At 62.1% G+C, this 12811-nt stretch carries 10 protein-coding genes; 7 read left to right on the top strand and 3 right to left on the bottom strand.

Annotated features, from left to right (window positions below):
• Positions 1 to 20: 20 nt before the first annotated feature.
• A complete protein-coding gene (locus B5T_RS03245; protein WP_014993027.1) occupies positions 21 to 1427 on the top strand; it encodes a TolC family outer membrane protein in 1407 nt (468 codons plus the stop codon).
• On the opposite strand, the gene waaA is transcribed toward B5T_RS03245, so the two are convergent.
• Positions 1373 to 2650, bottom strand: coding sequence for a lipid IV(A) 3-deoxy-D-manno-octulosonic acid transferase (gene waaA, locus B5T_RS03240; RefSeq protein ID WP_014993026.1), 1278 nt, complete (start codon positions 2648 to 2650; stop codon positions 1373 to 1375). The two genes, B5T_RS03245 and waaA, sit on opposite strands and share 55 nt — an antisense overlap.
• Before the next feature lie 136 nt (positions 2651 to 2786).
• Here waaA and B5T_RS03235 point away from each other — a divergent pair, with 136 nt between their 5' ends.
• Positions 2787 to 3995, top strand: coding sequence for an FAD-dependent oxidoreductase (locus tag B5T_RS03235; protein ID WP_014993025.1), 1209 nt, complete (start codon positions 2787 to 2789; stop codon positions 3993 to 3995).
• Positions 3995 to 4780, top strand: a complete 786-nt coding sequence (locus B5T_RS03230) for an aldo/keto reductase (protein ID WP_014993024.1) — start codon at positions 3995 to 3997, stop codon at positions 4778 to 4780. The genes B5T_RS03235 and B5T_RS03230 overlap by 1 nt, the downstream gene beginning before the upstream one ends.
• A gap of 133 nt (positions 4781 to 4913) precedes the next feature.
• On the opposite strand, the gene B5T_RS03225 is transcribed toward B5T_RS03230, so the two are convergent.
• Positions 4914 to 6452 carry a flavin-containing monooxygenase gene (locus tag B5T_RS03225; protein WP_014993023.1) on the bottom strand — a complete coding sequence of 513 codons (1539 nt, stop codon included), beginning with the start codon at positions 6450 to 6452 and terminating at the stop codon, positions 4914 to 4916.
• 109 nt (positions 6453 to 6561) lie between these two features.
• Between B5T_RS03225 and B5T_RS03220 the strand changes: the two genes are divergently transcribed.
• Entirely contained in the window at positions 6562 to 7566 is a 1005-nt protein-coding gene (locus B5T_RS03220) for an AraC family transcriptional regulator (RefSeq protein ID WP_014993022.1), read from the top strand.
• 206 nt (positions 7567 to 7772) lie between these two features.
• Here the strand turns inward: B5T_RS03220 and hldE are convergent, their stop codons facing one another.
• Positions 7773 to 9206: a bifunctional D-glycero-beta-D-manno-heptose-7-phosphate kinase/D-glycero-beta-D-manno-heptose 1-phosphate adenylyltransferase HldE gene (gene hldE / locus B5T_RS03215; protein WP_014993021.1), complete on the bottom strand. Its 1434-nt coding sequence runs from the start codon at positions 9204 to 9206 to the stop codon at positions 7773 to 7775.
• 260 nt (positions 9207 to 9466) lie between these two features.
• Between hldE and B5T_RS03210 the strand changes: the two genes are divergently transcribed.
• From B5T_RS03210 to B5T_RS03200, 3 genes are read left to right on the top strand one after another with little or no spacing between them, the layout of a single operon-like run.
• Positions 9467 to 10654 carry a hypothetical protein gene (locus tag B5T_RS03210; RefSeq protein ID WP_014993020.1) on the top strand — a complete coding sequence of 396 codons (1188 nt, stop codon included), beginning with the start codon at positions 9467 to 9469 and terminating at the stop codon, positions 10652 to 10654.
• Between the two features lie 7 nt (positions 10655 to 10661).
• The gene (gene lpxL / locus B5T_RS03205; protein ID WP_041716784.1) at positions 10662 to 11576 is read left to right on the top strand and encodes an LpxL/LpxP family Kdo(2)-lipid IV(A) lauroyl/palmitoleoyl acyltransferase; all 915 of its coding nucleotides are present in this window, start codon (positions 10662 to 10664) and stop codon (positions 11574 to 11576) included.
• Between the two features lie 22 nt (positions 11577 to 11598).
• Positions 11599 to 12810: an O-antigen ligase family protein gene (locus B5T_RS03200; protein ID WP_014993018.1), complete on the top strand. Its 1212-nt coding sequence runs from the start codon at positions 11599 to 11601 to the stop codon at positions 12808 to 12810.
• Position 12811 lies beyond the last annotated feature (1 nt).

The following is a 12811-nucleotide window of genomic DNA, read 5'->3' as shown; positions in this document are numbered from 1 at the left end:
GAATGAGGAAGGAAACGCATATGAAGCGGAGCCCGCTGAAACCTCTGGCCCTGGCCATCACCCTGCTGTCCATGGGCGCCCAGGCCGCTGATCTGAAACAGGTCGCCAACGCCGCCTGGGACTACGACAGCACCTGGCGCGCCGAGCGGCAAACCTGGGAAGCGGAGCAGGAAACTCTGGTGCAGGGCCGCGCGGCGCTGCTGCCCACCATTGATGCCCGCTACGGTCGCTACCGCACTGACCGGGACATCGAGGAAGGCAACTTCAACCAGAAGTACGACTCGGAAGCCACCACGGTGACGCTGTCGCAGCCGCTGTTCCGGCTGGACGCCTGGTACGGCTTCAAGGAAGCCAAGGCCGTGGTCTCCACCGCCGAGGCCGAATTCCAGCAAGCGCGTCAGGACTTCGTGCTGCGGGTGGCCCAGGGCTACTTCGGCGTACTGCGGGCCTGGGACACCCTGGTGTCGGCCCAGGCCGAGGAAAAGGCCATCGCCCGGCAACTGGAGCAAACCAACGAGCGCTTCGAGGTGGGCCTGGTGCCCGCCACCGAAGTGGAAGAAGCGCAAGCCGCCTATGACCTGACCCGGGTGACGCTGATCGTCGCCGAGCAGGACTTCGCCATTGCCCGTGACCAGTTGGAAACCCTTACCGGTCAGCGTTGGGAAACGCTGGCGGAGCTGCGCGAGCAGTTGCCGATGGAAGGGCCGCAACCGGCGGCGATGCAGGACTGGCTGGACAAAGCCTCGGTGCAGAATCCCCAGGTGCTGGTGGCTCAGGGGAACGCCACGGCGGCCGGCTTCACCGCCGACCGTCAGTTCGGCGCGATGATGCCGCAGGTGGCGTTGGTGGGCAGCTACACCCACACCCACACCTCTCCGCGAGGGGACAGCGCGGTGGGCACCACGTCTTCCGGCATCACCCCGGACAATCACGGCACCGAAGTGGGGATCGAAATTTCCATGCCGCTGTTCCGTGGCGGCGGCCTCAACAGTCAGCGCAAACAGGCCGCTCTGCGCGCCGATGCCGCCGATCAGTTGTACCAGCAGGCGATCCGCGACGTTACCCAGCAGACCCGCACCTTCTACCGTACCGTGGAAGCCGATGCGCTACGTGTGAGTGCCCGCAAGCAAGCGATCCGTTCCGCCCGCGCGGCCCTGGAAGCGACCCAGTCCGGTTACGAGGTGGGCACCCGCAACGTGGTCGATCTGCTCAACGCGCAACAATCTCTGTACGGCGCACTGCGCGATTACGCCAATGCCCGCTACGACTACATCCTCAATACGCTGAACCTGAAAGCCGCCACCGGCGAACTGGATGTGGCGGATCTGGCGTCCTTGAATGACTGGTTGTCCGGTCAGGAAAATCTGGATCTCTACAATCCGGACCTGGAAGGCCAGAGCGAAGCGCAAATGGTGATCCCGCGCTGAAGCGCGCCGCGGTTGGCGGCCACCACGGCCGCCGCCGCTTCCCCCCGCCGACGGCACTCATCGGTGTCGGCGAACAACGCCGCCACCGCGCGCGCCAGCGCATCGCCATCGGCCACCAATTCCAGAGCCCCGGCCTGATCCAGCAAATCGGCAATGGCGGTGAAATTATGCAGGTGGGGTCCACTGAGTACCGGCAGCGACCAGGCCGCCGGTTCCAGCAAATTGTGGCCGCCCACCGGCACCAGGGAACCGCCCACGAACGCCACGTCACTAACGCCAAACAGCATCAGTAATTCGCCCATGGTGTCCGCCAGGTAAACTTGCGTCTGCTCATCCACTGTATCGTGTCGACTGCGCCGGGCGACGCCAAATCCACGCCGCCGGGCCAGACCGGCCACCTCGTCGAAGCGCTCCGGGTGGCGCGGCACCAGCAGCAGCAACGCTTGCGGCTGATCCGCCAGAATTTTGCGATGGGCGGCAAGCACCATTTCATCCTCGCCGGGATGGGTGCTGGCGGCGATCCACACCGGCCGTTGCGCGAATCCGGCCCTCAGTGTGGAAGCCGCCGTTTTCACTTGGTCGCTCAGGGTCAGGTCGAATTTGACGCTGCCGTTGACCTTGATCCGTTGCGGATCGGCGCCCAACTGGCGGAATCGTTCCGCCTCCGTCTCGGTCTGCACCGCCAGCACCTGGAAGCGGCCCAGCATCGGGCGCACCAGGGCGCCCAGCCTGGCGTAACCGCGATAGCTTTTCTCCGACAGCCGGCCATTCATCAGCATCAGTTTGGCGCCTCGGGCTTCGGCGGCGGCGCACAGGTTCGGCCACAGCTCGGTTTCCAGCACGATCACCAGGCGCGGATCGAAGGCACGGAAAAAGCGCCGATAGGCGCCGGGCAATTCCCACGGGCAATAGACATGAGTAACCCGGTCGCCGAACAACGCCCGCACCCGCTCCGAGCCGGTGGGTGTGGTGGTGGTCACCACCAATGGCGTTTCCGGGAAACGCGCCAGCAGGGCTTCGATCAATGGCGCGGCCGCCAGGGTCTCCCCCACCGATACCGCGTGGATCCAGACGCTGCCTTTCAGCATACCGGGGCGATAACCCAGAGCCATGCGCTCACGCCAGCGTTGCCGATAGGCCGGCGCCCGCCGTCCCCGCCACCACAGACGCACGAACAGCAGCGGCAGCAACAAATACCAAAGCGAGGTGTAGAAAAAACGCATAGAACGATCCAAACGGTGGCACGGGCGAGACGGTTGACCTTGAGGTCGCCGGCTATCATCCCCAGAGATGACCCACATCGGCATCCTTGACGGCGGCCTATGCTAGCATAGCCGCAACTTTTTCCGGCGGTGAGCCATGACTACCCAGACCCTAGAACCGGACGTTCTCATTTTCGGCGGCGGCGTCGCCGGCCTGTGGTTGATCAACCAATTGCAGAATCAGGGCTACCAATGCCTGCTGCTGGAAACCGGCGCCCTGGGCGGGGCCCAGACCCTGGCCAGCCAGGGCATTATTCACGGCGGGCTCAAGTACGCCCTCGGCGGCGCCCTGTCCAACGAATCCGAGGCCATCGCCGGCATGCCGGAGCGCTGGCGCGCCGCCATGGCCGGCCAGGGGCCGGTGCCGCTGAATGGCCTTGATGTGCTCTCGGACACTCAACATCTGTGGTCCGCCGGTTCCGTGGCCAGCCGCATGACCACCTTCTTCGCCAGCAAAATGCTGCGCGGCCGTATCGAGCGTTTACGTCGCGGTGACTACCCTTCCGCTCTTGCCAACGCCCGTTTCAAAGGTCAGGTCTACCGGCTCGACGACCTGGTGGTGGACACCGAGAGCCTGCTCGATGTGCTGACCGCGCCAGTGCGGACCCGATTGCTGCAGGCGCCGGATTTAAACGGCCGACTGACCTGGGATGAGCGGGGCCTTCGCGAGGTACGGCTCGACGGCGCCGTGATCCGCCCGAAAGTGTCGGTGCTGGCCGCCGGCGAGGGTAACGCGGCCTTGTTGGACGGTGCCCACGCCCGGCATCTCTTCACCCAGGAGGAGAGCCAGAGCCGGCCCCTGAAAATGGTGCTGGTGCGCCATCGTCTCGGCCATTCGCTCTACGCCCACTGCGCCGGCGCCAGCAGCAAGCCGCGTCTGACCGTCACCACCCACCCGTTACCGGACGGTTCCCTGGTCTGGTATCTCGGTGGTGATCTGGCGGAACGGGGCGTGGAACGCAATGACGCCGAACAGATCGCCGCCGCCCGGACGGAACTCGATCAGTTGTTCCCCTGGCTGGACTTCAGCGGCGCCGATTGGGCCACCCTGGACGTAAGCCGGGCGGAGCCGCGTCAGAACAGCCTGGCCAAGCCCGACAACGCCTATGCCCGCCGTGACGGCGACCTGATCCTGACCTGGCCGACCAAATTGACGCTGGCGCCGGATCTGGGCGACCGGGTCGAGGCCCTGATCCGCGAACACGGTCCGCAGCCGGGCCCCGCCATGGCACCGCCCAGGAACCTGCCGCTGGCCCCTCTGGGGCAACCCTATTGGCATCACTGCTTCGCGCGGGAGAATCACTGATGGCGTTTCTGCGCCCGCTCGGCGACACCGGGCTGACCATCAGCGCCCTCGGGCTCGGCACGGTGAAGATCGGCCGCGACCAGGGCGTGAAATACCCTGACGCCTTCACTATTCCTGATGACCAGGCGGTGCGTGAACTGCTGGCGCTGGCCCGGGAGCTGGACATCAATCTGATCGACACCGCGCCGGCCTATGGCCGCAGCGAGGAGCGGCTGGGACAGCTGCTGACTGGACGCCAGGACTGGGTCATCGTGTCCAAGGTGGGCGAGGAATTCGAGAACGGCAAAAGCCGCTTTGACTTCACCCCCGAGCACACCATTGCCTCGGTGGAGCGCAGCCTGCGCCGGCTCAACACCGACTATCTGGATTGCGTGCTGATTCACTCCGACGGCAACGATCTGGAAGTGCTGCGTCAGGGCACGCTGGAAGCCCTGGCGGAACTGAAACGCAAAGGCCTGATCCGGGCCATCGGTGTGTCCACCAAGACCGTGGAAGGCGGGCTGGAAACCCTGCGGCGGGCGGATGTGGCCATGGTCACCTACAATCTGGCCCACGACCAGGAACGGCCGGTGATCGATTACGCCGCCGAACACGGCAAAGGTATTTTGATCAAGAAGGCGTTCGCCAGCGGCCATCTTCAGGCCGGCCACGCCGACCCGGTTCAGGCCAGTCTCGACCGGATCCTGGGTACAGCGGGCGTCGGTGCCGTGATCGCCGGCACGGTCAACCCGAAGCATCTGCGGGAAAACGTGGAGAAAGCCCGCAGAGCGGTGGGGGATCTCTGACGCTGGATGCGGAGCGCATCACAGCACTGCTGTAGGAGCTTGCCCTGCAAGCGAATCTTTTTTGGGGACACAACCACAATTCGCTTGCAGGGCAAGCTCCTGCAGCGAGCATGGAAAGACCGGCGTCCAGCTGTCAGGCCCTTACCGCCTCCGCTTGCGGTTGTCTCTCCGTCACCTTCTCCCAGCGATAAACGGACTCGTCCACGGAACGGGTCTTCAGCCAGTAGCGCCAGGTGGAGTACGGCCAGATCGCCACGTTGCGGCCATCCGCCTGCTGATACCAACTGGAACAGCCGCCGCTCTGCCACACCGTGCCCTTGAGATCCTTCTGCAACCGGTCATTGAAGGCGTCCATGTCCGAGCGCTTCACATCCAGGTAGTCCACGCCACGCCGCGCCACCTTGCCGATGGCATCGACAATATAACGAGCCTGGCATTCGATCATGAAAATAATGGAGTTGTGGCCGAGCCCGGTGTTGGGTCCAACCATCTGGAACATGTTCGGATAACCGGCCACGCTGATCCCTAGATAGGCCTCGGAAGCGTTGCGCCAGTCGTCCTGCAGACGATGGCCCGGCAGCCCGGTGATCTCGAAATCCTTCATGTAGATGCGCGGATCCACCACGAAGCCGGTCCCCAGCACCAGACAGTCCATTTCCCGCTCGCTGCCGTCACTGAACACAATGCTGTGTTCCCGTATTTCCTTCACCCCTTCGGTGACCAGCTCCACGTTGGGCCGGTTGAAGGTGGGGTAATAACGATTGGAAATCATGATCCGCTTACAGCCCAGCCGATAGTTGGGCGTCAACTTGCGGGCGGTGTCCTTGTCCTTCACCTGATAGCGGATGAACTGCTTCACCAGCGGCTCCAGCAGCGACGCCAGACGCGGATGGAAGATCGGCAGCACCCGAGACTCGTTGCTCCAGTACAAGCGCGCCCGATGCAGCTTGCGCAACAGCGGGAAGCGGCGGAACCAGCTCTTGTCCCGCTGTGAATAAGCCCTCTCATCACGGGGCACGATCCAGCCCGGGGTGCGCTGCACCACGGTCAGCTGATCCACCTTCGGCGCGATCTCCGGCACGTACTGAATGGCACTGGCACCGGTGCCGACGGACACCACTTTTTTGCCGCTGAGGTCGTAGTCGTGATCCCACTGGGAAGAATGGAACACTTTGCCTTTGAAGTTTTCCAGTCCCGGGAATTGGGGTATCGACGGCACATGCAACGGACCGGTGGCCAGCACCCAGTGCTGACAGTCCACCGTGGTGCCATCGGTGAGCCGCAGCGTCCAGCGGGCCCGCTTTTCATCGAAACGGGCAGCGCGCACTTCCGAATTGAAACGGATGTTGTCGTGGAGCCGGTGCTGGTCCGTGACTTGAAGGATGTAGTCCTGAATCTCCCGCCAGCCGCTGTAGCGGCGCGACCAATCCGGATTGCCTTCGAAGGAGTAGGAGTACATATGCGATTGCACATCACAGGCGGCACCGGGATAGGTATTGTCCCGCCAGGTGCCGCCTACTTCGGCGGCTTTCTCCAGCACCACGAAATCCTCGATCCCGGCCTCTCGCAGTTTGATCGCCATGCACAGGCCACCAAAGCCGCCACCGACGATCGCCACCTTGGTGGTCAGATCGGTCCGATCGCGAACCTCCAGGTTCACCTTACTGTTCATATTGTTCTCCTGTTGGACACGCCATGCCCGCAGTCTAGCTTGGCGACCGTCGGCGGGAACGTGTTAGGCTGACCTGGAAATTGATAATTCCGGCCACGACCAGACACCTATGTCACAACGCTCCGTTCTTGCCTTGATGTACACCCTGGATCTGCTGGAGCAGCGCGGCATCCAGTGCGCGCCGGTATTGGCACGGCACGGATTGGACGCGGCCAGACTGGATCCCAACGGTGAAATCGAGCGCGATCGGGAACTGCGATTACTGGCGGAATTGCTGCCCCTGGCGGAGGACCCGCAACTGGGCATGGAGATGGGAAAGCGGTTCGGGCTGGCCGGCTACGGCCCGCTGACCATGCTGCTGATGACCAGCGCCAGCGCCTTCGATGGCTTCCAGCTCGGCGTCCGTTATCAATCCCTGACCTATCTCTACGGCGAGTTGTCGTTGGTGCCGGGCAATGACACCACTGCCCTGATTCTGAAGCCGATTCCGCTGCCTGAGCCGGTGCGCCGCATTCTCATCGAGCGCGACATGGTCGGCACCTTCAAATTGGTCAACGATATCCAAACGCAGCTGGGCCTGGACCTGACACCAAAGGAAGTCTGGTTGCCCCTGCCCGAACCGGAACACGGCGAACTTTATGAACAGTTTTTCCGCGCGCCGGTGAAGTACGACATGCCCTGGTGCCAGGCCACCATCAGCAACCGTGATCTGGCCGTGCCCCTGCCGGGCTACAACCGCAGCGCCCATGAACTCTACCGCTCACAATGCGATGCTCTGCTGGCACGCCGCCAGAACCCGAGCGAACGGTTGGCCGCCCGCGTCAGCGCCTATCTGGATTTGTTTCTGGAGGATTTCCCCGGCGCCGCCCAGGTGGCCGTCACCTTCGATCTGCCGGAACGCACCCTGCGCCGCCGCCTCAGCGCCGAAGGCCAGCCGTTCCAGCAGCTTCTCGACGAAGTGCGCCTGAACAAGGCCCTGAACTACCTGGCGGACTCCAAACGCAGCGTCGAGGACATCGCCCGCCTGCTCGGCTACAGCGAACCCGCCGCCTTCATCCGCGCGTTCCAGCGCTGGACCGGGGAGACCCCGGCCAAACACCGGAGAAGCAGTTGACAGTTGATAGTGGACAGTTGACAGCGAAAAGCAAAAAAGTGCGTTATTGCAATGACCATTTGCATATTGGCAACGACGGAGTTGACTCATGTCTTCTTCTTAAAAGTAAAGAGGCCACTCCCAATCTTTGGGCGCGGCCTTTCTAATCTCAGATCGCTCCGTTTTTTTTCCGCGTCGCTGTCAACTGTCCACTATCAACTGTCAACTTACCCTTCATTTTTCCTGATTTTTTGCACAATATGCGTGGTGGAAATGTCCTCGACGAAGTCCAGTACTTCCACCTTGCCGCCGTAGGTTTTGACGATGTCGGCGCCGACCACTTGATCGACGGCGTAATCGCCGCCCTTGACCAGGACATCGGGCTTCACCTTTTCCAGTAGCGGTTCAGGCGTGTCGGTGTCGAAGGCCACCACATAGTCCACCGCTTCCAGCGCCGCCAGTACCGCCATGCGCCGCTCCAGCGGATTGATGGGGCGGCCGGGGCCTTTGAGGCGGGTGATCGAGGCGTCGCTGTTGACCGCCAGCACCAGGCGGTCGCCCAGACGGCGGGCGGAATCCAGGTAACCCACGTGGCCGGCGTGGATGATGTCGAAGCAGCCGTTGGTAAAGACGATTTTTTCTCCCTGGGCGCGGGCGTCCTCGATCGCCACCAGCAATTGCTCCTCGGTCATCACGCCCCGTCCCAGGCCGCCGGTCTGGTGCACCGCCCGGCGCAATTCTGGTGCCGACACCACCGCGGTGCCCAGTTTGCCCACCACGATGCCGGCGGCGATGTTGGCCAGCGCCACCGCCTCTTCCATGGGGCTGCCGGCGGCCAGTGCCACCGCCAGGGTGGAAATCACCGTGTCGCCGGCGCCAGTGACATCGAACACTTCACGGGCGCGGGCCGGCAGGTGCAGTTCCGGTTTGCCGGCGCGAATCAGCGTCATACCTTTTTCGCTGCGCGTCACCAGCAGCGCTTCCAGGTCCAGGCTGGACAGCAGTGCCTGCCCTTTGGCGACCAGGGTTTTCTCGTCCGGCACCGGTCCGACCACCGCTTCCAGCTCCGCCAGATTGGGCGTCAGCAGAGTGGCCCCCCGATAGCGTTCAAAGTCCGTGCCTTTGGGGTCCACCAGCACCGGCACTCCGGCCTGACGCGCCAGCGCGATCAGTCCCTGACAATCCCGCAGTGCGCCCTTGGCGTAATCGGAAAGCACCAGAGCCCCGCAGTCACGCAGGCCCTGCTCCACCTCGGCGGCGAACGGAGCCGGATCCTCGCCCTGGAACGATTCCTCGAAATCCAGCCTCAGCAATTGCTGTTGACGACTCACCACCCGCAGTTTGGTGATGGTGGGCAACCCCGGGATCTTCTGAAAACGGCTGGTGACCTCCGCCGCGGCGAGCCGCTCCTCAAGCAGACGAGCGGCCTCATCATCACCGGTGACCCCCACCAGAGAGGCCTTGGCGCCCAGCGCGGCCATGTTCAGGGCCACGTTGGCGGCCCCGCCGGGACGATCCTCGATGTCCGTGACCCGCACCACCGGCACCGGCGCTTCCGGCGAGATGCGCCCGGTGGGCCCATGCCAGTAGCGATCCAGCATGACATCACCGGCCACCAGCACCCGGGCCTGGCCGAAAGGGGGAATTTGCGGGTTGTGCATCACCGTCTCCTCAAGCACCTGCTCAGACCTACTCAGTCGGAATAGCGGCGCAAGCCAATATTTGCCGCGCAGTGTAGCATAGGACACTGTCGACACTGTCGCCTCCGGCGTCGCTGCCGGCTGCCCGCCGGGCTGTGGTTTTTCCCCGGCGCGCTCAGTACACTTCCGACTCGCCGGTGAAGGCGGACAACATGCACGCAAGGGCTTTATCAGGTTCTCCCTCGATGGAGGACCGGGAGCGATCAACGGGATAAGCATCTATGACGGCATTGCGCCCTAACGTATTGGAAGGCCGGGGACTGCGGCTTTGGTTGACGGTTTCCTTCGCGGTGATGTTCACCGGACCCTTTCTGTTCCATTCCCGGGTCGCCCTTCTCAACGTGGTGGACGTGCTGTTCTTTCTGCCGTCACTGACCCTGTTGACCCGGGCCGTGGTCAGCGGCGATCGCCGCTTGCTGCTGTCTCCCTGGCTGGTGCCGCTGTACGCTCTGCTTGGCTGGTTGCTGCTGACCATGGCCTGGGCGGACAACGCCAATACTTCTCGCACCGTGCGCGGGGTGGTGGAGATCATCACCCTGGTGGGGATTCTGCGCTGGCTGCATCTGTATTACCGGCACACGCTCAAGCAGGCGCTGACCAACGGCGCCCTCACCTCCACCGTGCTGCTGGTGGTGATCATGATCAGCTACTACACCACCCAGTCCCTGGGCAGCCCTCTGTTCGGCGAGTCAGTACGTTTGATTTTTGATCTGCCGCAACCCGGCCCGCTGCTGACCACCATGGCCCTGGTCACGCCCTGTTTCATCCTGCTGGCACAGGCGGTGGAGGAAGGCATCAGTGCCAAAGGCGGACGGCGCGCCGCCGGCGCCCTGGTGGGATTCGGCTTCCTGGTGCTGGTGCAATGGCATACCGGCATCATGTTGCTGGTGGCGGCGCTCAGTTGGGTACTGCTGCGCGCGGAACAGCGGATACTGGGCATGCTCGCCGCGGCGGTGGCGCTGTACCTGTCCCTGGATTTCGAGGTGCTCGGCAACATGAGCCAGTACTTCACCCATCCCTTCTTCGGCAACGGCCTCAGCCAGGAAACCGGAGAATCACTGCTGGTGGGCGTGGACGAGGCGCTGCGGATCATTCCCCACCCGGACAATGTGCTGCTGGCGGTCATCCACTCCTCCGGGCTGGTGGGTCTGATTCTGTTCATCGCCGCCTGGGCGGTGCCCGCCTGGCGCCTGCCGGACGGTGAACAGAACCTGCGCGAAGGGGCGATCTTCCTGATCGCCGCGGTACCGGGCCTGCTCGCCATGCTGGCGGTGGGCGCCTATCTGCTGGTGCCGTTCCACCCCAGTTGGATGAGCCTGTGGATGCCACTGGCTCTGATGCTGGCCAGCCTCAGCACCCGTGACACCATCCGCCCGCCCGTGCGGCACCCGCAACCGCAGTCGCAGTAACCGCACCATGGCTAAACGTCGACAACGCCCCACGGATCCCCGCGACCCGCGCCTTTGGCCCACACGTGTGGGCCTGGCCCTGTTCTGGCTGATCGGCCAGTTGCCCTGGGACCTGCTGCTGGCGCTGGGGCGCGGCATCGGGCATGTGGCCTGGTGGCTGGCCAGGAAGCGGCGGCATATCGCCGTGACCAATCTGCGTCTGTGCTTTCCCGAACTCTCCGACACCGAGCGGGAGGCCCTGGCCCGGAAAGTCATGGTCAGCACCGGCGAGGCCTTGATGGAGATGGCGGGCAGCTTCCACAACCGCCGCATCGACCTGGGCCAGCGGCTCTCGGTCACTGGCCTGGAGCACCTGGAAGCCGCTCGAGAGCGCGGCCAGGGAGTCCTGCTGCTGGGCATGCACTTCAATTCCATCGATGTGGGCAGCCGCCTGCTGGGCAAGTTCTTTACCTTCAGTGCGGTCTACCGCCCCAATGACAACCCGCTGCTGGATCACCTGATCACCGAAGGCCGCGGCACCTGGATAAAACACTCAGTGGACCGCCGCGACTTGCGGCAAACGGTGCGGCTGCTGCGCCAGGGCGAAGTGGTGTGGTACGCCCCGGATCAGGACTACGGCACCGAACATGCCGTATTCGCACCGTTTTTCGATGTGCCGGCGGCCACCATCACCGCCACCAGCCGTATCGCCCGCCTGGGCAAAGCGGCGGTGATCCCCTGTGCCCATTACCGCCTGCCCGGCGGGCGCTATAAGATCGAATTCGGCGAACCGCTACCTGACTTCCCCAGCGGCGACGACGAAGCCGACAGCGCCCTGATCAACCGCACCATCGAGCACTACGTGCGCAAGCACCCCGAGCAGTATTTGTGGGTGCATAAGCGCTTCAAGCATCAGCCGGACAGCATTTCCCCCTATATATAAATGACTCACACGGAGCATCTCAATGGCTAGAAAAGAAAAGCTGCTATTGCTATGGATGGCAGTTTCTTTCTGTCTTTTGTTTTCTGGCTTATTAATGTTTGGCCGCCGCCCTCGCGTACTAAACGTATTGGATGCGCTTTTCTTTATTCCAGCGTTTGTTTACGCGATGAAAACCAACCGAACCAACCTACTCTCTCTTTTGAAGAAGCACATCCCCCTACTCTTCTTCCTCCTGTATGCCACAGTCTCTACTTTTTTTTCCGATGCACCCAATCCCAGCCGGTTTCTTAGGGCTTTCTTTCACATCTTCACTTTCTTCATTTTCGTGGAGACCATTATCAGAAGAGCCCCCAAAGCATTTTGGGGTGGCATGCTGATCGGCGTCTGCTTCGCCTCAGTCATCGCAATTATCGACTTCTATTGCTACTATTTCGTTGTCGGGCGCCCATTCACTAGCGAATTGTATGGCGGATTGTTTGAGACCTTCCAAATCAATCGCTTTATCACACTCGACACCAACCAGCTTTATGCCAGTATGTATTTCATAACTTTGCCGTTCTTTGCCTTTTTGGCATCCTCTCGGCTACCCAAGAGCTGGGCGACAACACTGGCGCCTTATTTTGCCACCATATTGATCGTTATCTACCTGATCGCCAATCAGCGCCGGTCCACGCTGGTCGCCTTAATGGCCGGGTGTCTTGTATTACCCTTGGTAACATTAAAGAAGCGCCTTCTGATCCCACTGGCACTCATTGTTGCTGTGGCGGGCGGCATTCTTGCTATTCATCCAGGTATGATTGTTGACCGAGGCTCCAGCAACCGAATCGTGATTTGGGAAGGTACTTGGGAGATGATCAAGGAGCGCCCTCTATTTGGTCATGGCATGTCCAACAAGACAGAGGCCATTCATATTGTCCGCCCGATGGACGGCGTACATGAGGCCATCGACCATCCACATAATTACTATCTTTCTTTAGTTTACTATTTGGGCTTTTTAGGGCTTGCTCTATGGACAATGATTTGGCTACCTACCGCTTTAAAATCATTACGACAGGGAAGGCAAGCGCATCTATCACTAGCAGCACTGACTACCGGGTTGGTAGCTGTACTATTTGATGGCATTCACCCCTATACACCTTTTATGTACAACTGGCCGAGCGTCTGGATTCCAATGGCTTTATTAATTGGCATCTACAGAACACAACATAATCCCATCCTCCAAAAGGTGTCATGAG

The organism is Alloalcanivorax dieselolei B5 (assembly GCF_000300005.1).
Lineage (GTDB): Bacteria > Pseudomonadota > Gammaproteobacteria > Pseudomonadales > Alcanivoracaceae > Alloalcanivorax > Alloalcanivorax dieselolei.
This window is presented reverse-complemented; position numbering and strand designations above follow the sequence as displayed.

Excerpts from the sequence above, each read along its gene's own strand:
- B5T_RS03245 (WP_014993027.1), top strand. The coding sequence starts at position 21 with ATGAAGCGGAGCCCGCTGAAACCTCTGGCCCTGGCCATCACCCTGCTG.
- waaA (WP_014993026.1), bottom strand. The coding sequence starts at position 2,650 with ATGCGTTTTTTCTACACCTCGCTTTGGTATTTGTTGCTGCCGCTGCTG.
- B5T_RS03235 (WP_014993025.1), top strand. The coding sequence starts at position 2,787 with ATGACTACCCAGACCCTAGAACCGGACGTTCTCATTTTCGGCGGCGGC.
- B5T_RS03230 (WP_014993024.1), top strand. The coding sequence starts at position 3,995 with ATGGCGTTTCTGCGCCCGCTCGGCGACACCGGGCTGACCATCAGCGCC.
- B5T_RS03225 (WP_014993023.1), bottom strand. The coding sequence starts at position 6,452 with ATGAACAGTAAGGTGAACCTGGAGGTTCGCGATCGGACCGATCTGACC.
- B5T_RS03220 (WP_014993022.1), top strand. The coding sequence starts at position 6,562 with ATGTCACAACGCTCCGTTCTTGCCTTGATGTACACCCTGGATCTGCTG.
- hldE (WP_014993021.1), bottom strand. The coding sequence starts at position 9,206 with ATGCACAACCCGCAAATTCCCCCTTTCGGCCAGGCCCGGGTGCTGGTG.
- B5T_RS03210 (WP_014993020.1), top strand. The coding sequence starts at position 9,467 with ATGACGGCATTGCGCCCTAACGTATTGGAAGGCCGGGGACTGCGGCTT.
- lpxL (WP_041716784.1), top strand. The coding sequence starts at position 10,662 with ATGGCTAAACGTCGACAACGCCCCACGGATCCCCGCGACCCGCGCCTT.
- B5T_RS03200 (WP_014993018.1), top strand. The coding sequence starts at position 11,599 with ATGGCTAGAAAAGAAAAGCTGCTATTGCTATGGATGGCAGTTTCTTTC.